The 23,090-nt window shown below is 68.7% G+C and carries 17 protein-coding genes; 6 read left to right on the top strand and 11 right to left on the bottom strand.

Annotated features, from left to right (window positions below; genetic code table 11):
- Positions 1 to 30: 30 nt before the first annotated feature.
- From GV027_RS08005 to GV027_RS07990, 4 genes are read right to left on the bottom strand one after another with little or no spacing between them, the layout of a single operon-like run.
- Complete coding sequence (locus tag GV027_RS08005) at positions 31 to 2,046, bottom strand: tetratricopeptide repeat protein (RefSeq protein ID WP_159511540.1); 2,016 nt, start codon at positions 2,044 to 2,046, stop codon at positions 31 to 33.
- Positions 2,039 to 3,418, bottom strand: coding sequence for a PEP-CTERM-box response regulator transcription factor (gene prsR, locus GV027_RS08000; RefSeq protein WP_201302598.1), 1,380 nt, complete (start codon positions 3,416 to 3,418; stop codon positions 2,039 to 2,041). Before prsR ends, GV027_RS08005 begins: the two co-directional genes overlap by 8 nt.
- Positions 3,415 to 5,475: an XrtA/PEP-CTERM system histidine kinase PrsK gene (prsK, locus tag GV027_RS07995; RefSeq protein WP_159511539.1), complete on the bottom strand. Its 2,061-nt coding sequence runs from the start codon at positions 5,473 to 5,475 to the stop codon at positions 3,415 to 3,417. The genes prsR and prsK overlap by 4 nt, the downstream gene beginning before the upstream one ends.
- Positions 5,476 to 5,482: 7 nt before the next feature.
- On the bottom strand, positions 5,483 to 6,871 hold the full coding sequence (locus GV027_RS07990) for a TIGR03013 family XrtA/PEP-CTERM system glycosyltransferase (protein ID WP_159511538.1): 1,389 nt from the start codon (positions 6,869 to 6,871) through the stop codon (positions 5,483 to 5,485).
- Between the two features lie 161 nt (positions 6,872 to 7,032).
- On the opposite strand from GV027_RS07990, the gene GV027_RS07985 reads away from it, so the two are divergent.
- On the top strand, positions 7,033 to 8,109 hold the full coding sequence (locus GV027_RS07985; RefSeq protein ID WP_159511537.1) for a mannose-1-phosphate guanylyltransferase/mannose-6-phosphate isomerase: 1,077 nt from the start codon (positions 7,033 to 7,035) through the stop codon (positions 8,107 to 8,109).
- Between the two features lie 197 nt (positions 8,110 to 8,306).
- On the opposite strand, the gene groL is transcribed toward GV027_RS07985, so the two are convergent.
- From groL to GV027_RS07955, 6 genes are all read right to left on the bottom strand, one after another.
- Complete coding sequence (groL, locus tag GV027_RS07980) at positions 8,307 to 9,953, bottom strand: chaperonin GroEL (RefSeq protein ID WP_031394280.1); 1,647 nt, start codon at positions 9,951 to 9,953, stop codon at positions 8,307 to 8,309.
- A gap of 103 nt (positions 9,954 to 10,056) precedes the next feature.
- Positions 10,057 to 10,344: a co-chaperone GroES gene (gene groES / locus GV027_RS07975; RefSeq protein ID WP_031394281.1), complete on the bottom strand. Its 288-nt coding sequence runs from the start codon at positions 10,342 to 10,344 to the stop codon at positions 10,057 to 10,059.
- 126 nt (positions 10,345 to 10,470) lie between these two features.
- A complete protein-coding gene (locus GV027_RS07970) occupies positions 10,471 to 12,438 on the bottom strand; it encodes an MATE family efflux transporter (protein ID WP_328799397.1) in 1,968 nt (655 codons plus the stop codon).
- Between the two features lie 120 nt (positions 12,439 to 12,558).
- Entirely contained in the window at positions 12,559 to 12,897 is a 339-nt protein-coding gene (locus GV027_RS07965) for a hypothetical protein (RefSeq protein ID WP_056679394.1), read from the bottom strand.
- Between the two features lie 76 nt (positions 12,898 to 12,973).
- Complete coding sequence (locus GV027_RS07960; RefSeq protein WP_159511536.1) at positions 12,974 to 13,417, bottom strand: CoA-binding protein; 444 nt, start codon at positions 13,415 to 13,417, stop codon at positions 12,974 to 12,976.
- Between the two features lie 141 nt (positions 13,418 to 13,558).
- Positions 13,559 to 14,509, bottom strand: coding sequence for an Mrp/NBP35 family ATP-binding protein (locus GV027_RS07955; RefSeq protein ID WP_107931845.1), 951 nt, complete (start codon positions 14,507 to 14,509; stop codon positions 13,559 to 13,561).
- Between the two features lie 69 nt (positions 14,510 to 14,578).
- On the opposite strand from GV027_RS07955, the gene hflK reads away from it, so the two are divergent.
- The 5 genes from hflK to GV027_RS07930 all read left to right on the top strand — a co-directional run bounded on the left by hflK (position 14,579) and on the right by GV027_RS07930 (position 21,688).
- Positions 14,579 to 15,745 carry a protease modulator HflK gene (hflK, locus tag GV027_RS07950; protein ID WP_107931848.1) on the top strand — a complete coding sequence of 389 codons (1,167 nt, stop codon included), beginning with the start codon at positions 14,579 to 14,581 and terminating at the stop codon, positions 15,743 to 15,745.
- Positions 15,742 to 16,608: a protease modulator HflC gene (hflC, locus tag GV027_RS07945; RefSeq protein WP_037530602.1), complete on the top strand. Its 867-nt coding sequence runs from the start codon at positions 15,742 to 15,744 to the stop codon at positions 16,606 to 16,608. Before hflK ends, hflC begins: the two co-directional genes overlap by 4 nt.
- A gap of 105 nt (positions 16,609 to 16,713) precedes the next feature.
- Positions 16,714 to 18,279, top strand: a complete 1,566-nt coding sequence (locus tag GV027_RS07940; RefSeq protein ID WP_031439387.1) for a Do family serine endopeptidase — start codon at positions 16,714 to 16,716, stop codon at positions 18,277 to 18,279.
- A gap of 110 nt (positions 18,280 to 18,389) precedes the next feature.
- Positions 18,390 to 20,183 carry a helicase HerA-like domain-containing protein gene (locus GV027_RS07935; protein ID WP_159511535.1) on the top strand — a complete coding sequence of 598 codons (1,794 nt, stop codon included), beginning with the start codon at positions 18,390 to 18,392 and terminating at the stop codon, positions 20,181 to 20,183.
- A 272-nt stretch (positions 20,184 to 20,455) separates the two neighbouring features.
- Positions 20,456 to 21,688, top strand: a complete 1,233-nt coding sequence (locus GV027_RS07930) for a M20 metallopeptidase family protein (protein ID WP_159511534.1) — start codon at positions 20,456 to 20,458, stop codon at positions 21,686 to 21,688.
- 179 nt (positions 21,689 to 21,867) lie between these two features.
- On the opposite strand, the gene GV027_RS07925 is transcribed toward GV027_RS07930, so the two are convergent.
- The gene (locus GV027_RS07925) at positions 21,868 to 22,824 is read right to left on the bottom strand and encodes an isopenicillin N synthase family dioxygenase (RefSeq protein WP_159511533.1); all 957 of its coding nucleotides are present in this window, start codon (positions 22,822 to 22,824) and stop codon (positions 21,868 to 21,870) included.
- Between the last annotated feature and the right edge of the window lie 266 nt (positions 22,825 to 23,090).

Below are 23,090 nucleotides of genomic sequence, written 5' to 3'. Positions count from 1 at the left end.
CATGACGGCACCGCCGCCGTGCGACAAGGTCTAACGGAGCTGAGCGAGATGGCTGGCGATGGCGCGATCCCCGGGGGCCAGCGCTACCGCCTTGGTCAGCACCTGCCGCGCACCGTCCAGCTTGCCGACGCCCGCCAGCGCGATGCCATAGGCGTCGGTCGCCGCTGCATTCATCGGCGCAAGCGCATGGGCGGCGCGCGCATAGCGAAGCGCTGCCGTATCTGCGCCGTCACGCGGCGCCGCCCCGGCATGGGCGCGCGCGAGATCTGTCAGCAGCCCCGCGTCACGATTGCCGATCCGCCGGCGCACCGCTTCGAGCGTCTCGATCGCCGCGGTCCAGTTGCCTGCCATCACGTGCCAATGGCCAAGGATTCGCTGGCCGGTCAGGCTCTGCGGATTTTGCGAAAGATACAGGGCCAGCGCGGTCGATGCCTGGCGTTGGCGCGAGACCCGGCTCAGCGCGTCGACCAGGCGCAGCATCGTCGGTTCGTCGAAGCTGAGATCCGCGGCACGCGCATAGAACGGTGCAGCGTCCGCGTAACGCCCCGCCACCGCGAAGGTGTCGCCCGGCGTCGACTGGGCGGCGGGCGCGCCGGGGCTTGCCCGTGCAAGGCTGCGCGCGCGGGCAAGCGCATCACCCGGCGCGCGCGCCTGGATCCGGCCACGGATCGCCGCCAGCAGCGCGCCCGGATCGCCCGGGGCCTGCAGGATCGCCGCGTCGAGCGTGCCGACCTGATCGTCGATCGCGAAGGCCGTCGCCATCCCGGTGGCACCGCGGTTTGCGCGATTGAGATCCTGCGCCACACCCTCGCGCTCCCGGTCCGTCGTTGCGGTCGCGGCCGCCGCACGCGCGAAAAGCACGAGCGCGTAGCTGTCGGCGTCCGCACGGGTGACGATCGGCCTCAGCACCTCCCGCGCGCCGCGCGGATCACCCGACCGCAGCAGCGCAGCCCCCAACAGCCGGCGCACGCTGACGTTGAGCGGCTGTTGCCGCGCGAGGCCACGCCACATCGCGCCGGCCTGTTCGAACCGCCCCTCGGCATAGTCGAGCGCACCGCTGAGCAGGATCGCACCGGGCAGGCTGTCAATCGCCCCCCCGGTCTTCTGAAGCAGCCCGCGCGCGAGTTCGGTCCGACCCGCGCGCGCCGCGAGCACCCCCTGGAGATACAAAGCCTGCGGGCTGCCGGGTCGAGCCCGCTGCGCGCGTCGCGTCGCCGCCAGCATGGCGCGATATCGCCCGGCATCGCCGAGCGTGGCGGCATATTCGATCAGCGCCGGATGATAATAGGCATCGCGTGCAAGCGCGCGTTCGAACCAGGGAAGTGCTGCGACCAGGCCGTAGCGCCGTCGGACAATCTCGCCCTGCAACGTCAGCGCCGCGGGCTCATCCGGCAACAGCGCGACCGCACGCGTCGCAGCATCCGCGGCGGTACCGACATCGCCGATAGCCAGCGCCACGCGACCCAGCGCGGTCCAGTTGCGCCCGTCGCGAGGCTGCTCTGCAACCAGGCGACCTAGATCGGCGCGGGCTGCAGCGCCGTTGCCGAGCAGTACCAGCGCGGCGGCGCGGATGCGGCGAGCATAGGCGGCCTGGCGCGGTGCGGCGCGGTCGGCCGCCTCGATCGCACCGACCGGATCGTTCTGGAGCAGCCGCGCCTGCGCCTGGAACGGGTAGAGCGTGGCGATCGCGATGCCGGCATCGCGCGCGCGGGTCAGTTCGGCCTCGGCCGCGAGTCCGTCGCCTAGTTCGAGCAGCGCGCGCGCAAGGACGACATGCGCAGGCCCGTTCGACGGTGCCGCCGCGATCGCCGCCTGTGCATTGGACCGGGCCGCGCTGTAATTGCCCGACTGCAACGTGATCCGCGCGTCGCGGAGCAAGCCTCGCGCATCGGGGGGATCGCGCCGGAGCGTCAGCAGCGTCGCCGTCCCCGCAACCGCCAGCACGAGCAGCGCGATCGCCAGCAGACGGGCATGACTCCGCGTGAAGACACGCCGGCGCCGAGGTGCGCGTCCGCGGCGCAGCAGCGGATATCGCGGGTCACGCATGAAGATCATAGCTTTTTAGCAGATCGTACAGCGTCGGCCGGCTGATCCCGAGCAGCCGGGACGCGCTCGAGATGTTGCCCCCGGCACGGCTCAGCGCGCGACGGATCGCCTTGCGATCTGCCACCTCCCGCGCCGCCCGCAGGTTCAGCCCATCGGCCGTGTCGGCGGTACCGCCAAGGTCGAGATCCGCAGCGGTGATCAGCTTGCCGTCGGCCATGATCACCGCGCGCTTGATCCGGTTTTCGAGCTCGCGGACATTGCCCGGCCAGCTCCAGCCATCGATCGCCGCGCGCGCATCGGGGGCGAGCCCGGTCACGCCGGCATTCATCGTCCTGGCGTACTTCGCCAGAAAATGCCGCGCGAGCAGCCCCGCGTCGCCGCTGCGCTCGGCCAGCGAAGGGATCCGCACGACGATTTCCGTCAGCCGATAATAGAGATCCTCACGAAAACGTCCCGTCGCGACCATCGCGTCGACATCCTGATGCGTCGCGCAGACGATCCGCGTGTCGACCGGGATCGCCTTGCGGCCGCCGACCCGCTCGATCACCCGTTCCTGCAGGAACCGCAACAGTTTGACCTGCAGCGTCAGCGGCACGTCGCCGATCTCGTCGAGGAACAGCGTGCCACCCGCCGCCTGCTCGATCTTGCCCTCGGTGGTCTTGATCGCGCCGGTGAACGCCCCCTTTTCATGGCCGAACAGCTCGCTTTCGAGCAACGTCTCGGGAATCGCCGCGCAGTTGATCGCGACAAACCTGCCTCGCGCGCGCGGCGACGCATTATGGATGCCGCGCGCGAGCACTTCCTTGCCCGTGCCGCTCGCGCCCAGCAGCATCACCGCCACATTGGCGGGCGCGACCCGTTCGAGCGTCCGCGTGACAAGCGCCATTTCGGGCGAGGCGGCGATCACGCCGCCAAATCCCGCCCCGCTCGCTGCCACCCGCGCCGCAAGCCGCCGGTTCTCCGCCTCGAGGCCATGGACGTGGAACGCACGGGCGACGATCATCCCGAGCACGTCGATATCGATCGGTTTGGCATAGAAATCCCACGCCCCCTCCGCGATCGCGGTCAGCGCGCTTTCGCGTGCACCGTGCCCGGACGCGATAATCACCTGGGTATCGGGTTTCAGCGCGAGGATTTCGCGCAGCGTCGCAAAGCCTTCGGCGACGCCGTCGGGATCGGGTGGCAGGCCGAGGTCGAGCGTGACGACGGCGGGTTCGTGCGCCCGGATCGCTTCGATCGCGGTGGCGCGGTCGCTGGCGACGACGATCTCATAGCCCTCATACGCCCAGCGCAGCTGTCGCTGCAGCCCAAGATCGTCCTCGACGATCAGAAGCACCGGGCGCGCCTCCACAGGGGATGCCGATGTGCTCATGCCGCCGCCTCCATCGCATCGGCGGCCGGCAACGATATGCGGAACCGCGTCCCCTCACCTTCCCGGCTGAAGACATCGAGCGACCCGCCCATCGCCTCGACCAGTTGCAGTGCTTCGAACGCGCCGATCCCGAACCCCAGCGGCTTGGACGAGGCGAACGGCCGGAACAGCTGATGGCGGACGAAAGCGGGGCTCATCCCGGACCCCTGGTCGATCACGTCGATCGCGATGGTCGCGCCGTTTGCCGTGACCGCGACGACGATCGGAGCGTCGCGGTCGCTCGCTTCGATCGCGTTCTGGATCAGATGGCCGAGCACCTGTTCGAGCCGTGCCGTCTGCGCCCGGGCGAGCACCTGTCCGGTCGCCTGTGCCGCGATCGGATGCTGTGCGCGACGTGCGCCGACGACGCGGTTGACCAGCGCTGCGACATCGACCGGCTGGAACGGCTCGCTGGGGGCCGCGTGCGTTTGTGAAAGCCGGGCGAGCAGCGCATTCATGCGATCGGCGGAGTCCTGGAGTGTGGCGACCATGTCGACGCGGAACGCCGGATTGTCGGCGTGACGCTCTGCGTTGCGCGCGACCAGCGTCAACTGGCTGACGAGATTCTTGATGTCGTGCAGGATGAACGCGAAGCGGCGGTTGAACTCGTCGAACCGCTGCGCGTCCGCGAGCGCGGCATGCGCGCGGTCCTCGGCAAGGTAGCTCGCCGCCTGCCGGCCCGCGACCCGCAACAGGTCGAAATCCTCCCAGTCCAGCGCGCGATCGACCGGCGGACGGGCGAGGATGATCGCGCCGACCAGTGCACCGCCATGCACCAAAGGGACGATCGCCCAGGCCACGGGGCATGCGCTGAGCCAGTGCGGCACGCTAGCGCTCTCCTCCGCCGGCGCCGTGCCGCGCCGTACGGGGTCAAGTTCGATGATCCGCGGGCTGAGACGAAGACGCTCGGCCAGCGCCCGATCCGACATCGGCGCCGGCGCCGTCGTCATCTCCCAGTTCCAGGCGGCGGCGCTGCTCATGCCCAGACCGTCGGGGACCAGCAAGAGACCGCCCGGGCTGTCGGTCAGGTCCGCCACCGCCTTCACGATCCGTCCGTCGAGCGGCGCGGCGCCGTCGCCCGGTGCGCCCAGCGTCTCGGTGAAACGCTGCCACTCTGCGCGATAGTCATAGCGATGGCGAAACAGGTGCTTGGCGATCTTCACCTTCGCCCATGCGCGCAGCCACGACGTGGCCAGCAGCCCGAACAGCGCAGCGGTCGCACCGCAGATGATCGCGGTCTGGATCAGCCGCGCGTGATCGCCGCCATAGGCGTCGGCAACGCTGGTCGCGACGGCGGTGATCCCGACATAGCTGATCACCGCGATCGCGGTGAGCGACCGGGTGGCGACGCGACGCGACACCGCGAACGTCCAGTCGCCGCGACGGGTGACCGCAACGAGCAGGAGCAGCGCCATGCCGATCATCGCGACACCGCGTACGGCAACGATCACAGGCGTCCAGCGCGGCGCGACATAGGCGCTGACAGCCAGCAGCAGATCGACGCTCCACATGATCGTGACCGCGACCACGACCAGACGCCCGCCGTGCCACGCCGCGTCGGGCGAGGCCCGTGCTGCCTGATGCAGATGATGGACCAGCACCAGCGCGCTGATCGCCACCATCATCCCGAACACGAGCCGTGCCGATTCGGTCTGTGCCTGCGCATCGGCATCCATCGGCACCAATTCGACGACCGCGAGCAGCGCGCCGATCACCGCGATCGCTACGACGGTGCCATAGACCGCACCCAGCGCACGATTGCCGGTGCGTTCCCGGCGTACGAGCGCGAACATGAAGCCGAGCCAGGCGATGGAGCGCGCGCTCTCGGCGATCCGGGTGCTGACATCGCGAAAGTCTATGCCCGACACGGCCAGCGCCCAGAGCGTCGTCAGGACGAGCGGGCCGACAAAGGCCGCGTTCGACCAGCCGCCGGCCGGCCGCTGCGCCTGCCTGAACACGAGCACGCCGAACAGCAGCGCGGCCAGTGCGTGCGTCCACAGGATCAGCAGCGCGATCATGCCACGTTCAGCGCGCGCCGGTTGGCCACAGGACGACCCGGAGCGTCTGCAGAAGGATCAGCATGTCGAGGAAGGGCGAATAATTCTTGGCGTAATACAGATCATATTCGAGCTTGTGCCGCGCATCCTCGATCGATGCGCCGTAAGGATAGTTGATCTGCGCCCACCCCGTGATGCCCGGCTTCACCATGTGACGCTCGGCATAATAAGGCAGCTGGGTTTCGAGTTCGTCGACGAATTGCGGCCGTTCGGGGCGCGGACCGACAAAGCTCATCTCGCCGCGCAGCACGGTCCAGGTCTGTGGCAGTTCGTCGATGCGGACCTTGCGGATGAAACGACCGATCCGCGTGATCCGGGGATCGTCCTCCGCCGCCCAGACCGCCTTGCCCGCAATCTCGGCATCCTGCCGCATCGAGCGGAGCTTCAGAATGTCGAACCCCTGATTGTAGAGGCCGACGCGCCGCTGACGATAAAAGGCGGGGCCACGCGACTCGAGCTTGATCGCAAGCGCAGTGACCAGGATGACCGGCAGCGTGACCGCGAGCAGGATCAGGCTGGCGACGATGTCAAACGCGCGCTTGAACACGCTCGACAGCATCCGGCCACTGGCGAAACCGTCGGAGAAGATCAGCCAGGACGGATTCACACTGTTGAGATCGATCCGCCCGGTCTCGCGTTCGAGAAAGGTCGAAATCTCGATGACCTGGACGCCGGTCGTGCGGACACGGAGCAGATCCTTGAGTGGCAGCGCGTTGCGCCGTTCTTCGAGCGCGAGGACGACTTCGCCCGCGTTCAGGTCGACGATATGCGCCGCCAGGTTCGGGATGTCGGCGCGGGGAATCGCACCGTCGACCACCGCCTCCGCCTCGCCCATCGCGACGAAGCCCGCCGCGACGAAGTTGATCCCAGGCTGTTGCGACAGAGCGAGGATGCGTGCGGCACGATGGCCCGCGCCGAGGACGACGATTCGTCGCTTGAACGTGTCGCCGCCCAGCAGCCGGCCAAGCACCGCGCGCACCGTCACCAGCAGGACGGCCGCGATCAGCGTCGCATATAGCAGGTTCGACCGCCAGAAGGTGAGCGCGGGGACCAGGAAGAAGATCAGCGACTGGAAGATCACGCCGAGCGAGAAGGCGACCGCGAGCCGCGCGGCGGCGAACCGCAGCGACAGGAACGAGGCGACGCCATAGGCGCCGACCGCGACCAGCGCGATCTGCAACGCCGCGGCGAAGGTCGCGAGCTGGAGCACGCGCGTGTGGATCGGCTCGACCGCCATGCCGATCTGATGCGCGCGGACGACCCAGCCGATCTCCCCTGCCACGACCAGCAGCACGGCGTCGACGATGCCGAGCAGCAGCACCGCATAGGGGACGTAGTGTTTGAAGAGCCTGATCATCGTTCGGCGGGATCCCGACAGGGTGACTGTAAACGCACCCGACACCTAGCTGTCTCTTTGCACCAATTCGCAAACAAAGGCTGAAGACCGCGCGCTGGCGGGGTGGTTTGCGATTGGAAGTCCCGGATTGGTCGTTATACGGTCTCCCGAGTGGAGGTCGCATGACAGTTCGAACGATTATACCCGTGATTCTGTCCGGCGGTTCCGGCACCCGGCTGTGGCCGATGTCGCGTCCCGAAATGCCCAAGCAGATGCTCGCGCTGACCGCGGACCAGACCATGTTGCAGCTGACCGCAGGCCGCGCGCAGGGCGAACGCTTCGCGGCGCCGATCGTCGTCGCCAACGCCGCGCATGCCGATCTGGTCGAAGCGCAGCTGGCAGACGCCGGCGCCGAGGCACAGGCGCTGATCCTCGAGCCGATGGGCCGCAACACCGCGCCCGCGATCGCACTCGCGGCGATCGCCGCGGGCGAGACCGGTGCCGGCAGCGGCGACGCGCTGCTCGTCATGCCGTCCGATCACGTCATCGCCGACCTGCCCGCCTTCCACGCCGCGATCGCCGCGGCGCTGCCGATGGTCGCGCAGGGCTGGCTGGTGACGTTCGGCATCGCCCCCGACGCGCCTGAAACCGGCTATGGCTGGATCCAGGTCGGCGAAGAACTGGCCGCGGGTGTCCACCGCGTCGCGCGCTTCGTTGAGAAGCCGCCGCTCGACAAGGCGGAGGCGATGCTGGCTTCGGGCGATCATGCCTGGAACGGCGGCATCTTCCTGTTCCGCGCCGACGCCTATCTCGCTGCCCTTGCGCAGCATGATCCCGGCATTCTGGTCGCGACGACCGATGCGATGAAGCTCGCCCGTCGCGAAGGCACGCGGGTCTATCCCGACGCCGAGGCCTTTGCCGCGTCGCCCGATGACTCGATCGACTATGCGGTGATGGAAAAGGCCGACCGCGTCGCGGTGGTGCCGGTGGCGATGGGGTGGAACGACGTTGGCAGCTGGGACGCGTTGCATGCGATCAGCGCGCGCGACGCGGACGGCAATGCGCATCGCGGCGATGGCGACGGCAGCGTGCTGGCGATCGACACGAAGAACTGTCTGGTGCGCAGCGACGGCGTCAAGGTCGCGCTGGTCGGGGTCGAGGACCTGATCGTGGTGGCGAGCGGCAACGACGTGCTGATCATGCCGCGCGGTCGCAGCCAGGAAGTGAAGAAGCTGATCGCGGCGATGAAGAACCGCTGAGGCGGTACCGCCAATAATGAGAACGGACAAAGGGCCGGGGATTGCTCCCCGGCCCTTTTGCTTTGGGTCGTCTTGGTCGGAACGGAGGACCGGCAAAGCCGGCCCTTTTCGTCGGACGGGACTGGTGGCTTTCGCCGCCCAGCCCGCCGGCCGTTCCGATTTCGTGTCGGGAGGAGCGTCGCTCCTCCCGTTCGAAATCAGAAGTCCATGCCGCCCATGCCGCCCATGCCGCCGCCGCCGCCCATGGGCATGGCGGGCTTGTCTTCGGCCATTTCGCTCACGGCCGCTTCGGTCGTGATCAGCAGGCCTGCGACCGATGCCGCGTTCTGCAGCGCGGTGCGGACGACCTTGGTCGGATCGATCACGCCGGCTTCCACCAGGTTCTCGTAGGTGTCGGTCGCGGCGTTGAAGCCGATGTTCGAGTCGTTGCCGTCGAGCAGCTTGCCCGAAACCACCGCACCGTCATGACCCGCATTCTGCGCGATCTGGCGAACCAGAGCCGTCAGCGACTTGCGGACGATGTCGATACCGCGCGTCTGGTCCTCGTTCGCACCGGTCAGGCCGTCGAGCACCTTGGTCGCGTACAGCAGCGCCGTACCACCACCGGGGACGATGCCCTCTTCGACGGCTGCGCGGGTTGCGTGCAGCGCGTCGTCGACGCGGTCCTTGCGCTCCTTGACTTCGACTTCCGACGAACCGCCGACCTTGATCACGGCAACGCCGCCGGCGAGCTTGGCAAGACGCTCCTGGAGCTTCTCCTTGTCATAGTCGCTGGTGGTGTTCTCGATCTGGCGACGGATCGCTTCGGTACGGCCCTTGATCGTCTCGTGATCGCCGGCACCGTCGACGATGACGGTGTTGTCCTTGTCGATCGTGACGCGCTTGGCGGTGCCGAGCATGCCGAGCGTGACGGTCTCGAGCTTGATGCCGAGGTCTTCCGAGATCATCTCGCCCTTGGTCAGGATCGCGATGTCCTCGAGCATCGCCTTGCGACGATCGCCGAAGCCGGGTGCCTTGACCGCTGCGACCTTCAGGCCGCCGCGCAGCTTGTTGACGACGAGCGTGGCGAGTGCCTCACCCTCGATGTCCTCGGCGATGATCAGGAGCGGACGACCCGACTGAACGACGGCTTCCAGGATCGGGAGCATCGCCTGCAGGTTCGAGAGCTTCTTCTCGTGGATCAGGATGTAGGGATCCTGAAGCTCGACGGTCATCTTCTCGGGGTTGGTGATGAAGTAGGGCGAGAGATAGCCGCGGTCGAACTGCATGCCTTCGACGACGTCGAGCTCGAATTCGAGACCCTTGGCCTCCTCGACGGTGATCACGCCTTCCTTGCCGACCTTCTCCATGGCTTCGGCGATCTTCTCGCCGACTTCACGGTCGCCATTGGCCGAGATGATGCCGACCTGCGCCACTTCCTTCGAACCCGAAACCGGCTTCGAACGCGCCTTGACGTCCTCGACGACCTTGACGACGGCGAGATCGATGCCGCGCTTCAGATCCATCGGGTTCATGCCCGCTGCGACCGACTTCATGCCCTCGCGGACGATGGCCTGCGCCAGGACCGTCGCGGTGGTCGTGCCGTCACCGGCGATGTCGTTGGTCTTCGAGGCCACTTCGCGCAGCATCTGCGCGCCCATGTTCTCGAACTTGTCCTTGAGCTCGATCTCCTTGGCGACGGTGACGCCGTCCTTGGTGATGCGCGGTGCGCCGAAGCTCTTGTCGATGACGACGTTGCGGCCCTTGGGCCCCAGGGTCACCTTGACCGCGTCGGCGAGGATGTCGACGCCGCGGAGGATGCGCTCGCGCGCGTCACGACCGAATTTTACGTCCTTGGAAGCCATGTCAGCTACCCTTTCAAACGAATGTTGTGAATGTTGAGACGAAAACGGTATTTTTGAGCGCGGTCCGGACCAGCCCTAAAGGGCGATCCAGGCCACGTCGGCGTCAGCCGACGATGCCCAGAATGTCCGATTCCTTCATGATCAGCAGATCTTCGCCGTCGACCTTGACCTCGGTGCCCGACCACTTGCCGAACAGGATCTTGTCGCCAGCCTTGACGTCGAGCGGGGTGATCGTGCCGTTCTCGGCGCGGGTCCCGGTGCCGATGGCGACGACTTCGCCTTCCTGCGGCTTTTCCTTGGCGGTGTCGGGGATGATGATGCCGCCAGCCGTCTTCTCTTCGGCTTCGAGGCGCTTCACCAGCACGCGGTCGTGCAACGGACGAAAGTTCATGGGATCCATGTCCTTTAGGTTTGTGACAGATTTCTGGCACTCGACGATATCGAGTGCCAACAGCCGTCATATGTGCCGCGTCCCCGGCATCGTCAACGGGCGTCCAAACGAAAATCGCGTCAATCGTTACATTCCGCGGGTCAGGACGAGCCCCAGCCGATCACGCCGCGACCAGCGCCACAGCAGCAGCACCGACACCACCGCGAGCCCTGCGAACAGCCCCCACCACACCCCCTCGCCGGCAAGCGGCGTGCGGAAGCCGAGCAGGATCGCGGTGCCGAAGCCGATCACCCAATAGCCGAACAGCGCGATCAGCATCGGCGTCCGGGTATCCTGCAGCCCGCGCAGCACGCCCGCCGCGACCGCCTGCGCGCCGTCGACGAGCTGGAACACCGCGGCGACGCCGAGGAACCGCAGCGCGAGCGCGACGACGACCGCGTTCTGCGGCAGGTCGGGATCGACATAGACGCCGATCATCAGCCGCGGCACCGCCCAGATCAGCAGCGCGCTGGCCGCCATGAAGCCGATCCCGACGACCAGCGCGACATTGCCCGCGCGGGTGATCCAGACCCGGTCCTGCGCGCCGTACGCCATGCCGACGCGGATCGTCGCCGCCTGCGCGACGCCGAACGGCACCTGAAACGCGACCGCGGCGATGTTGAGCGCGATCGCATGCGCCGCGACCTCCGCGACGCCGATCAGCCCCATCAGCAGCGCCGCGCCGCCGAACAGCGCGCCTTCGAAGATCCAGGTCAGCATGATCGGCGTGCCGAGCCGGACGATCTCATGGAAGCGCGACCATTCGGTCCGCCACCAGCGGCCGAACAGGTGGAAGCGCCGCAGCCGCCGGTCGGTCGTCAGGATCACGCCGTACGCGATCATCATCACGCCGAGGCTGGCGACGCTGGCGAGCGCCGAGCCCTCCAGCCCGAGCGCGGGGAAGCCGAGATTGCCGAACACCAGCAGCCAGTTGCCCGCGATCCCGACGAGCAGCGACAGCCCGGTGACGAGAAACGCCCAGCCCGGCCGGCCGAGCGCCGCCGCTGCGGTGCGCATGACGCCCGCGAGCACGCCGGGCAGCAGCGCAAAGGCGATGATCGTCATGAACCGGCCGGCGCGGCGCGCGACCTCCGGGTCCTGCCCGGCGAGCCGCATCAGCGTTTCGCCCTGCGTGAGGACCAGGATGACCGGCAGCGAGCCGAGGATGCCGAGCCACAGCGCCATCCGCACGCTGCGCCGGACCTCGCGCACGGCATGCGCGCGGCGGCCGAGTTCGGCAGCGATCAGCGGCGCCGCCGCGCTAGTCAGCCCGATCAGCGCGAACATCAGCAGGTTGAAGACGAACACGCCGAGCGTCGCGGCGGCAAGATCGACCGTGCCGAGCCGCGCGACGAAGATCACGTCGACCGCGGACACCGCCATCTGGATCAGGTTCGCCCCGACCAGCGGCGTGGCGAGCCGCAGCAGCGCGAGAAGCTCGGCGCGGGCATCGGCGGGCGCCGGGCCGGTGGCGATGGGAACGGGTTCGATCACCCGGCCGCCCCTAGCGGGATTTGCGGCGTGGGACACCTGGGATCTGTGCGGGGGGCGCGGCGGGCTGGCGGGGCTGACTGGCCAGTGGATTGGTCCTTTGAGGGCGGCCGGGGTCGCCCCCCCCCACCTCGGTGGGTCGGACAGGTCGATGGCGATGCGGCCGGTCTTGTCGGGTTTCTTGGCGAAGGCGCTTTTCGCGAGCGCGACGGCGCCGGCGATGAGGGGGACGATCGGGGGGCCGAAGCCGGACTGGCAGCCGCTCTGGGTCGCGGCGCAGGGCGTTCCCTCGAGCGACAGCGCGCGGATCGCGGTCATGTTCGGGTTGGAGGCGACGGGGCGGTCGGGCGGGCCCCAGTCGGGGAGCGGGAGGCGCGGGCCCGATTGGGTGCCGGGCGCGCAGACGGTAATCGTCTTGTCGCCCTCCTTCACCACCGGGCAGTCGGGGGGATTGAGGATCGACCAGCTCTTCTCGGTCGGGGCCGACGAGGTCGATGTGGCGGCAGGCTGGGCCGCAGGTATGGCGCCGGCCTGTGTGAGCGCGAGCAGCGTGACGAGAATCATCGGCGGCGCCTCAACGGTTTGCGGTGATCATGGGCATCGCCCGAGCATGGACCCGATCGGGGCGTCTTGCCACTGTCCAGATGGCGGGGGGCTGATGGCGGGGGCGTGATGGCGCGGGGGTCAGGGTGCGGGTTTGCGGAGGCCGCCGGCGGTGACGCCCGCCGCGCCGACGCCGACCGACACGCCGGCCATGCCGCCGCCGACCTGGAACGGGCCCATGTCCTGGACCGGGGTGCGCGCGTTGAGCAGCCGGACGCGTTCCGCGGCGAGGCTTTCATGGCGCGGATCGCCGGGGTCGTGCTCGACGAACGGCACGCGGAACCGATCCGCCTGGCGCAGGCCGCAGACGGTGATGTCGGTCGAGGCGGGATCGATGACGCAGCGGGGTTCGGCGGCGAGTCGCTCGCTGGCCTTGGCGAGCAGCGGGTCCTGAGCGAGAGCCAGAAGCAAGGCGAACATGACCTGTCCCCGATACGCGATGGGCCGATACGAAGCTCGTCGCGAGGGTGACGCACGCGCAGGCGAGCCGCAAGCGTCAGTCGGTCGGATCCCGATCTATTCTGGCGATGCCGAGCCGGGGGATCTCGATCGCCGGGCAGCGGTCCATGACGACCTGAAGCCCGGCGGCTTCGGCGCGGGCGGCGGCGTCGTCGTTGATCACGCCGAGCTGCAGCCAGACCGCCTTGGCACCGATCGCGATCGCCTGGTCGACGGCCTCGCCCGCGGCGGCGGAATTGCGGAAGATGTCGACGATGTCGATTTGGTCGCCGAGCTGGGCGAGTTCGCGGAAGACGAATTCGCCGTGGATGTGCTCGCCAGTGATCTGCGGGTTGACCGGGATGACGCGGTAGCCGTGCGCCTGCATCCGCGCCATCACGCCGTAGGAGGGGCGGTCGGGGCGGTCGGAGGCGCCGACCAGCGCGATCGTGCGCGCGTTTTCGAGCAGCGCCTTGATATCGGAATCGGCGGTAAGAGGCATCGCGGCGTCCTCTTCGGGAGAGCACCCGTCCGGGTCTGTACATAGACCGGTCGGGTGGCTGGAATCCTGGTCCGCTCGTGCCGTAGCTCTACGCGCCAGGCACGACCGGTAACAGCACAACGGCGCGGGCCCCAAAACGTTTCACATTTTTCCAATCCATGCGACGACCTGAGCGGCGAGGGCGGCGAAGATCACGTCGTCGGGCTCGGCCGCGGGGGGCGTTCCCGCGTCGGAGGCGGTGCGGATCGACAGCGTCAGCGGCACGCGGCCGAGGAACGCGATGCCGAGCTCACGCGCCGCCGCCTCGGCGCCGCCGTTGCCGAACGGATCCGAGCTTTCGCCGCAATGCGGGCAGACATAGCCGGCCATGTTCTCGACCAGCCCGATGATCGGAATGCCGGCCTTTTCGAACAGGTCGATCGCGCGGCGCGCGTCGATCAGCGCGAGATCCTGCGGGGTCGAGACAATGATCGCGCCTGCGGGGCGGTATTTCTGGACCATCGTCAGCTGGACGTCGCCGGTGCCGGGGGGCAGGTCGAGCACGAGCGTGTCGGTCGCGCCCCAGTCCGCCTCGACCAGCTGGCCGAGCGCGCCCGCCGCCATCGGCCCGCGCCAGGCGAGCGCGCGGCCGGGATCGACGAGCTGGCCCATCGACAGGAGGGGGACGCCGTAGGGGGTGGGGACCGGGTCGAGCACCTTGTCCTTGGCGGTCGGGCGGGTGCCCTCGACCCCCATCAGCCGCGGCTGCGACGGGCCATAGATGTCCGCGTCGACGAGGCCGACGCGGCGCCCGGCCCTGGACAGCGCGATGGCGAGGTTGGCGGACAGCGTCGACTTGCCGACCCCGCCCTTGCCGCTGGCGACCGCGATCAGCCGGCGGGTGGTGCGTTCGGCGGTCATGACCACGCGCACCTCGCCGACGCCCGGCGCGGTCGCGGCCATCTTCACCGTCGCCTCGAGCGCGTCGCGCGCCTTCGGGTCGAGGCCGGTCGCATCGACCACCACGCCGAGCCGCGTTCCTTCGAGTCGCACCGTGGCGCGCGTGCCCGCCACTGCGGCAATCGCCGCCTTTACCGCTTCAATGTCGATCATCGCCGCCAGATAGGCCCGTGGCGGGCGCTTGGCACTGTTTTTCCGCGATGGCACACCTATAAAGGTTGGATGACGATCTTTACGCGCTGGCTCCGGCGTCCCCCCATTCTCGCCGTCGAAACGCCAAAGGGCCCCTGGGGCGGCTCGGGTGACGATAATGCCGGCGAGGGCGGCGGCCCCCGCAATCCCTGGGCGCTGCCCCCCGGCGGTCGCAAGCCGACCGGCAAGCCGAGCGCGCTCGACGAATTCCTGAAAAAGGCCCGGGTCTCGGGCGGCGGTGGCGGCGGCGGTAGCAGCGGCGGCGGGTTCGGCGGCCTGCCGACGGGCGCCAATGCGCGCGCGCTCTGGGCGATCGCGGTCGCGGTGATCGTGGTGCTGTGGCTGCTGTTCACGTCGTTCCACCAGATCGGGCCGCAGCAGCGCGGCGTGGTCACCTATTTCGGCAAATATGCCGGCACGCTCGACCCGGGCATCCGCCTGACCCCGCCCGCGCCGATCGCGAGCGTCGAGGTGGTCGACGTGCAGAATATCCGCACCGACAATTTCCCCGTCGGCGACGGCGAGAACCTGACGCTGACCGGCGACCAGAACATCATCGATCTGGCCTATTCGGTGCGCTGGGACATCGCCGATCCGCGCGATTACGTGTTCCAGCTCGCCGAGCCGAACACCACGGTACGCGCCGCGGCCGAGAGCGCGATGCGCGCGGTGGTCGCGACGACGACGCTGGAGCAGGCGATCGGCACGGGCCGCACGGTGATCGAGCAGCGCGTCGCCGAGCTGACCCAGCAGATCCTCAACGACTATAAGTCGGGCGTCCGCATCCAGGGCGTCGCGATCAAGCAGGCCGCCGCGCCCGCGCAGATCGTCGAGGACTTCAACGCGGTGACCGCGGCGCAGCAGGAAGCGATCGCCAACCTCAACCAGTCGCGCTCCTATGCGCAGCAGGTCGTGGCGCGCGCGCAGGGCGAGGCCGCATCGTTCGACAAGGTCTATGAACAATATCGCCTCGCCCCCGAGGTGACGCGTCGACGGATGTATTACGAGACCATGGAAGCGGTATTGGCCAAGAGCGACAAGACGATCGTCGAGACTCCGGGCGGCGTCGTCCCCTATCTGCCGCTGCGCAACGGCAAGCGGCTCGCCGATCCGGAGGTCGCGCCGCGCGCCGCCCAGCCGGCGACGCCCGCGCCGGCTGCGGCCGCCGCCGCCGCCCAGCCGGGAGCCGCCCAGTGAACGGTCTGACCTGGCGTAACCCGCTGATCGCGGGCGCGATCGCGCTGGTGCTCGTGATCCTTGCCGCGGCGAGCTTTGCGATCGTGCCGGAAACGCAGCAGGCGGTGATCCTGCGGTTCGGCCAGCCGATCCGGACGGTCAACGCCTATGCGCCCGGCCAGCCCTTCGGCCAGACCGGCGCGGGGCTGATCGTGCGCGTGCCGTTCATCGACCGCATCGTGTGGATCGACAAGCGCGTGCAGGACATCGAGCTCGACAACACGCTGGTGCTGTCGACCGATCAGCTGCGGCTCGAGGTCGATGCCTATGCACGCTACCGCGTCGTCGACCCGCGCAAGATGCGCAACGCGGTCGGCAGCGAGGAACGCATCCCCGACCAGCTGCGCCCGATCCTGGGCTCGGCGCTGCGCAACGAGCTGGGCAAGCGGCGCTTCGTCGAGCTGCTCAGCCCCGAGCGGTCCGAGCTGATGGACAATATCCAGACCGGGTTGCAGCGCGTGGCGAGCCAGTATGGCGTCGAGATCGTCGACGTGCGGATCAAGCAGGCGAACCTGCCTGTCGGCCTGCCGCTCGAAAGCGCGCTCAAGCGCATGTCGAGCGCACGCCAGCAGGAGGCGATCACGATCCGCGCCGAGGGCCAGAAGCAGGCGCAGATCGTCCGTGCGCAGGCGGATGCCGATTCGGCGAAGATCTATGCCGAGAGCTTTGGCAAGGATGCCGACTTCTACGACTTCTATCGGGCCATGCAGTCCTACCGGCACACGTTCGGGGCAGATGGCGGTCCGGCACCGGAAGGATCGACGTCGATAATTCTTTCGCCGAACAACAGCTATCTGCGGGAATTCGAGGGCCGCGGGCGTTAAAGCCCGTGAGCTTGCTCTGAACACCCGTTCATATTCAAGCGTCGTTCAGCCGTAATCGGCGATGAAACCCCGGTTTCGGACGATGAAACGAGAGGACAATATCCAGTGCGTTACGCCTACGCCATTACCAGCGCTCTACTGCTCGGCGGCGCGACCGCGACGCTCGCGCTCCAGCCCGGCACCGCTTCGGGGACCGGCCAGGTCGCCCAGAACGAACCTGGCGCGATCCAGGCGGTCGTGCCCAAGCCCGGCGCGCCGATGAGCTTTGCCGACATGGTCGCGCGGCTTCAGCCCGCGGTCGTGAACATCTCGACCAAGCAGACGATCGTCCAGAAGCAGCAGGCCAACCCGTTCGCGGGCACGCCGTTCGGCGAGCTGTTCGGCGGCATGGGCGGCGGTCCGCAGGGTGGCCCGCCGGTCAAGCGCGAGGGTGCGTCGCTCGGCTCGGGGTTCCTGATCTCGGCGGACGGCTATGTCGTCACCAACAACCACGTGATCTCGCCGGGCGCGCAGGGCGCGACGGTCGATTCGATCACCGTGACGCTGAGCAACAAGAAGGAATATGTCGCCAAGGTCATCGGCAAGGACCAGGAATCGGACCTGGCGCTGCTGAAGATCGACGCGCCGAACCTGCCCTTCGTCAAGTTCGGCGATTCGAACGGCGCGCGCGTCGGCGACTGGGTCGTCGCGATCGGCGAGCCGTTCGGGCTGGGCGGCACGGTGACCGCGGGGATCATCTCGGCGATCAACCGCGTCACCGGGCAGGGCGGCGCGTATGACCGCTTCATCCAGACCGACGCATCGATCAACCAGGGCAATTCGGGCGGGCCGATGTTCGACCTGAACGGCAATGTGATCGGCGTGAATTCGCAGATCTTCAGCCAGTCGGGCGGCAATATCGGGATCGGCTTCGCGATCCCCGCGGCGACCGCCAAGCCGATCATCGCGACCTTCATGAAGGGTGGCACGATCGAGCGCGGCTATATCGGCGTGACGCTGGGCCGTGGTGGCACGATCGACGAGGATACCGCAGCCGCGCTCGGCATCGCCAAGAACCAGGGCGAGCTGATCAACGACGTCACCGCGGGCGGGCCCGCGGCGCGCGCCGGCGTGCGCGCGGGCGATGTGGTGACCAAGGTCAACGGCCAGGTCGTGACGGTCGACCAGTCGCTGTCCTATCTCGTGTCGAACGTGAAGCCGGGTCAGACCGCGCGGCTCGACATCCTGCGCAACGGCAAGCCGACGAGCGCGAACGTGGTCGTCGTGCCACGGCCGAGTGCTGACAAGCTGGCGGCGACGCTGGGCGGCGACGCGCAGGGCTTCGGCACCGATGACGGCGACGACGATGATGCAGCGACCGGCGCGGCACCCACTGCGGGTGCGGCGCTCGGGATCGGTGTCCAGCCGCTGACCCCGGCGATCGCGCAGGCGGTCGGCGTCGAGGCGGGCACGCAGGGCGTGGTGATCGCGGCCGTCGCGCAGACGAGCGATGCGTTCGGCAAGCTCAAGCGCGGCGACGTGATCATCTCGGTCAACGGCACGCCGGTGCGCAGCGCAACCGAGCTGCAGGGCGCGGTCACGACGGCCAAGGCCGCCGGGCGCCCGCAGGTGCTGTTGCAGGTCAAGCGCGGGCGCGGGCCGGCGCAGTTCCTGCCGGTCAAGATCAAGTAATCCACCCGACACTCGCGTGTCCCGAAGGACCGTCGCTCACCCGAGCGGCGGTCCTTTTTCTTTGCGGGGCGCGGGGTTAGGATCGGGATCGACAGCGAGGACATAGCAGCATGGGCGACGGCATCTTCATCGGCGCGAGCGCGGACGGTACGCGGCAGACGCTCGAGCTCAGACGCGCGAACCGGCACGGGCTGATCGCGGGCGCGACGGGGACGGGCAAGACCGTGACCGTGCAGGGAATCATCGAGGGATTTTCGGCGAACGGCGTGCCGTGCTTCGTCGCCGACGTGAAGGGCGACCTGTCGGGGCTCGCCATGGCGGGATCGCCGACCGCGAAGACGCATGCGATCTTTGCCGAGCGCGCCAGGGCGATCGGCGATGACGGCTGGGCCTATGCGGACACGCCGGTGCAGTTCTGGGACCTGTTCGGCGAGCAGGGGCATCCGATCCGCACGACGATCAGCGAGATGGGTCCGGTGCTGCTCGCGCGGCTGCTCGATCTCAACGAGGTGCAGGAGGGGGTGCTAACGATCGCCTTCCATGTCGCGGATACCGAAGGGCTGCTGCTGATCGATCTCGACGATCTGCAGGCGATGCTGAGCGAGTGCGCGGGGCGGGCGGACGAGCTGACGACGACCTATGGCAACGTGTCGAAACAGTCGATCGGTGCGATCCAGCGGGCGCTGCTCCAGTTGCGGTCGCAGGGCGCGGAGCATTTCTTCGGCGAGCCCGCGCTCGAATTGCGTGATTTCATCGGCGTCGACGATCGCGGGCGGGGGCTGGTCAACATCCTCGCCGCGGACAAGCTGATGGCGAGCCCGAAGCTCTATTCGACCTTCCTGTTATGGCTGATGAGCGAGCTGTTCGAGCAGCTTCCCGAGATCGGCGATCCCGACAAGCCGGTGCTGTGCTTCTTCTTCGACGAGGCGCATCTGCTGTTCGATGCCGCGCCCAAGGCGCTGCTCGACACGATCGCGCAGGTCGTGCGGCTGATCCGGTCGAAGGGCGTGGGGGTGTATTTCATCACGCAGAACCCGATCGACATTCCCGAGACGATCGCGGGGCAGCTCGGCAACCGGGTGCAGCATGCGCTGCGCGCGTTCACGCCGCGCGACCAGGCGGCGGTGCGCTCGGCGGCGGAGACGTTCCGCGCGAATCCGGGGGTCGATGTCGCGACCGCGATCACCGAGCTGAAGGTGGGGGAGGCGCTGGTGTCGCTGTTGCAGGCGGACGGGTCGCCGACGCCGGTCGCGCGCACGCTGATCAAGCCGCCGGTGTCGCGGGTCGCGCCGATCACGCCCGCCGAGCGCGCGGTGATGATCGAGACGGATGCGATCGGGGCGAAATACGACACTTTGGTCGATCGCGAGTCGGCGGAGGAGCTGCTTGCGGCGAAAACCGAGGCGGCGAGCGCGGCGGCGGCCGAGGCGAAGGCGACGACCGCGGCGGAGAAGGCGGCGGTGGCGCAGGCGAAGCTCGACGCGAAGGCGGCGCGCGAGGCGCGGGCGGCGGAGCGCGAGGCTGAGCGGGTGGAGCGGGCGGCCGAGCGCGAGGCGGCGGATTCGCCCTGGGCGAAGATGGCGTCGTCCGCGACGCGGGCGGCGAGCTCGTCGATCGGGCGGCAGGTGGCGAACGAGATCGGGAAACAGGTGTTCGGGACGAGCAGCCGGAGCCGGTCGCGGTCGCGCGGCGGGGCGTCGGGGGGTGGGCTTGTGGGTTGGGGAGGTTGGAGTAACGGAGCGCTGTCCTGCATCACTGCCGTCCCCCAACTGGGCCCCGGCCTTCGCCGGGGTGGTGGGGGGTGTGGGGGCTGGCGTGTCCTTCCCCATGGTCACCCGCGAAGGCGGGTGCCCAGACTGGGTCCCCGCCTTCGCGGGGACACAAGGGGGAGCGGTGGCGTGTGATCTCGCGCATACCACCCCGGCGGAGGCCGGGGTCCAGTTGGGGAGGTCGCGGTAACGGGGCGCTTCCCGGGGTCATTGCCGTCCCCCAATTGGGCCCCGGCCTTCGCCGGGGTGGTGGGGGGTGTGGCGGCTGGCGGGTCCGATCTCGCTTGCACCTCCCCCGGTCTTCGCCGGGGTGGTGGAGGGGGTGGGGTGCTGTGGTATAGGGCGGCATCGGCACGGGCCGGGCGTTGGCCGGGCCGGTGCACCACGTCTTGCAAAGGTACCCGATCATGTCGCTCGATTTCGAATCCACCACCGACTGGGCCGCGATCGGTGAGGAGAGCCTCGATGCGGCGATCGAGTTGCGGCGCGCGATCCATGCGGATCCCGAGGTCGGGCTGCACTGTCCGCGCACCTCGGACAAGGTGAAGGCGGCGCTGGCCGGGCTGCCGCTCGAGATCCGCGAGGGGACGTCCACCTCCGGGTTCGTCGCGATCCTGCGTGGCGGGCGGGGCGGCGGTACCGCGGGGGGCAATGGGCGGACCGTGCTGCTCCGCGGCGACATGGATGCGCTGCCGATGCAGGAGGAGACCGGGCTGCCGTTCGCGTCGAAGGTCGACGGGGCGATGCATGCGTGCGGGCATGATTCGCATACCGCGATGCTGGTCGGCGCGGCCAAGGCCTTGTGCGCGCGGCGGGACGATCTGCCGGGGACGGTCGTGTTCATGTTCCAGCCGGGCGAGGAGGGGCATCACGGCGCGCGGCACATGATCACCGACGGGCTGCTCGACGCGCCATTGCCCGAGGCGGGGTTCGCACTGCACATCTCGCCCAACATGCCGATGGGGCATGTCGTCAGCCGGTCGGGGACGCTGATGGCGTCGACCGACACGCTGCGCGCGACGATCACCGGGCGCGGCGGGCATGCGGCGATGCCGCACGATTGCCTCGATCCGCTGCCGATCGCGTGCGAGATCGTCACCGCGCTGCAGACCTATGTCGCGCGGCAGGTGGCGGTGACCGATCCGGCGGTGCTGTCGATCACCAAGCTCAACGCAGGGAGCGCGCACAACGTCATCCCGTCGAGCGTCGAGATGCTGGGGACGATGCGGACCTTGTCCGAGCGGACGCGCGAACAGCTGCGCGCGGCGTTCGTGCGGATGGTCGAGGGGATCGCCGCGGCGCATGGTGCGGTCGGGACGCCGACGATCGAGCAGGGCTATCCCGTCACCGTGAACGATCCGCGGGCGACCGAGCTGATCAAGGCGGTGGCGACGACGATCGGCGGCGAGGGCGCGTATCAGGTGATGCCGCCGATGATGGGCGCGGAGGATTTCTCGTACGTGCTGCAGAAGCTGCCTGGCGCGATGGCGTTCATCGGCGCGGCGCCCGAGGGGAGCGACCCGCGGACCAACCCGCCGCTGCACAATACGAAGATGACGATCGACGAGCGGGTGATGGCGCACGGCATCGCGGTGCACTGCGCGTTGGCGGAGCGGTTTCTGTCGAACGGGTTCGATTGAGGCTGGGGGGCGTGCGCTCCGCTGGACTGATCCGGGGGAGCGGCGCGCCACTCCGTTGCCCCTCCCCGGCGAAGGCCGGGGTCCAGGTGGGAGGGCTGTGTAACGGAGCGGTGTCCGACGTTATCACCGTTCCCCAACTGGGCCCCGGCCTTCGCCGGGGTGGTAGCGCGCGGGGGCGGTTACTTCTTGATCAGGCCGATCTCGACGAGGCGTTCGTAGAGATAGTCGTGTGCGGTGATCGGGGTGGGGTAGCGGTTGGGGTTTTCCGCGGTGATCGTCGCCGGCAGCGTCTCGATCAGGAAATCCGGCGCGGGATGCAGGAAGAACGGCATCGAGTAGCGCGAATGGCCGCGGCGCTCAGGCGGCGGGTTGACGACGCGGTGCGTGGTCGAGGGCAGGACGTGGTTGGTCAGCCGCTGGAGCATGTCGCCGACATTGACGACCATCGCACCCTCGGGCGGCTTGATCGACAGCCAGCGGCCGTTCGCGCGGTCGAGCAGTTCGAGACCCGCCTCTTCCGCACCGAGCAGCAGCGTGATGAGGTTGATGTCCTCATGCGCGCCGGCGCGGACGCCCTCGGCATCGGCGGGGATCGGCGGGTAGTGCAGCAGGCGCAGGACGCTGTTGCCGTCCTTGACCGCGGGGTCGAACCAGTCGGGCGCGAGCTTCAGGTGGCGCGCGATCGCGGAGAGCAATTTGTCGCCCGCGGTGTCGAACGCCTTGAACAGGTCGAGGAAGACCGGCTTGAAACCCTCGGGGCGGGTCGGCCAGACGTTGGGCGACATCTGTGCCTCGTAGCGGTGGCCGGCGGGGAGCTCGCGGCCGACATGCCAGAATTCCTTGAGGTCGACGACCTTGGCGTCCTTGGCGATCTCGGTCTTGAACGGCGTATAGCCGCGCGCGCCGCCGCCGCCGGGGGCGAAATAGCCGCGCTTCTCGTCCTCGGGCAGCTCGAACAGCGCCTTGGTCTCGGCCCAGGCCTGGTCGATCAGGTCGGTCGGGATGCCGTGATCGGCGACGATCGCAAAACCGAAGCGTTCGAACGAGTTGCCGAGCGCGGCGGCAAAGCCGTCGGGGTCGCGCGCCTGATCGGCGAGGCTGAGTGTGGGAACCTGGGCGGCGGGGCTGTCGAGCATGGAAGGATGTCCGGATAGGGGAGCGCCGATATAGCGACGCGGGCGCGTGGTGCCAATTGCCTGGCGGGATTTCGCGTGGCGGCGGGGCGATCCGGCACCTCTCTTGCCGTCCTCCCCGCGGAGGCGGGGATGACGGGCCTTGGGGGAGGGGCACTTGGTTTCGTCATCCCCGCGGAGGCGGGGATCCAGATGTTCGGACGTCGGTGATGGAGTCGTGAGGGTTGCCGGTATGGATCCCCGCCTTCGCGGGGATGACGGTTGGGGGG

Origin of the sequence: Sphingomonas sp. T1, from assembly GCF_902506585.1 — a bacterium.
Taxonomy (GTDB): domain Bacteria; phylum Pseudomonadota; class Alphaproteobacteria; order Sphingomonadales; family Sphingomonadaceae; genus Sphingomonas; species Sphingomonas aerolata.
This window is presented reverse-complemented; position numbering and strand designations above follow the sequence as displayed.

Coding starts and splice junctions, on each gene's coding strand:
- GV027_RS08005 (WP_159511540.1), bottom strand. CDS start 2,046: ATGCGTGACCCGCGATATCCGCTGCTGCGCCGCGGACGCGCACCTCGG.
- prsR (WP_201302598.1), bottom strand. CDS start 3,418: ATGAGCACATCGGCATCCCCTGTGGAGGCGCGCCCGGTGCTTCTGATC.
- prsK (WP_159511539.1), bottom strand. CDS start 5,475: ATGATCGCGCTGCTGATCCTGTGGACGCACGCACTGGCCGCGCTGCTG.
- GV027_RS07990 (WP_159511538.1), bottom strand. CDS start 6,871: ATGATCAGGCTCTTCAAACACTACGTCCCCTATGCGGTGCTGCTGCTC.
- GV027_RS07985 (WP_159511537.1), top strand. CDS start 7,033: ATGACAGTTCGAACGATTATACCCGTGATTCTGTCCGGCGGTTCCGGC.
- groL (WP_031394280.1), bottom strand. CDS start 9,953: ATGGCTTCCAAGGACGTAAAATTCGGTCGTGACGCGCGCGAGCGCATC.
- groES (WP_031394281.1), bottom strand. CDS start 10,344: ATGAACTTTCGTCCGTTGCACGACCGCGTGCTGGTGAAGCGCCTCGAA.
- GV027_RS07970 (WP_328799397.1), bottom strand. CDS start 12,438: ATGATTCTCGTCACGCTGCTCGCGCTCACACAGGCCGGCGCCATACCT.
- GV027_RS07965 (WP_056679394.1), bottom strand. CDS start 12,897: ATGTTCGCCTTGCTTCTGGCTCTCGCTCAGGACCCGCTGCTCGCCAAG.
- GV027_RS07960 (WP_159511536.1), bottom strand. CDS start 13,417: ATGCCTCTTACCGCCGATTCCGATATCAAGGCGCTGCTCGAAAACGCG.
- GV027_RS07955 (WP_107931845.1), bottom strand. CDS start 14,509: ATGATCGACATTGAAGCGGTAAAGGCGGCGATTGCCGCAGTGGCGGGC.
- hflK (WP_107931848.1), top strand. CDS start 14,579: ATGACGATCTTTACGCGCTGGCTCCGGCGTCCCCCCATTCTCGCCGTC.
- GV027_RS07935 (WP_159511535.1), top strand. CDS start 18,390: ATGGGCGACGGCATCTTCATCGGCGCGAGCGCGGACGGTACGCGGCAG.
- GV027_RS07930 (WP_159511534.1), top strand. CDS start 20,456: ATGTCGCTCGATTTCGAATCCACCACCGACTGGGCCGCGATCGGTGAG.
- GV027_RS07925 (WP_159511533.1), bottom strand. CDS start 22,824: ATGCTCGACAGCCCCGCCGCCCAGGTTCCCACACTCAGCCTCGCCGAT.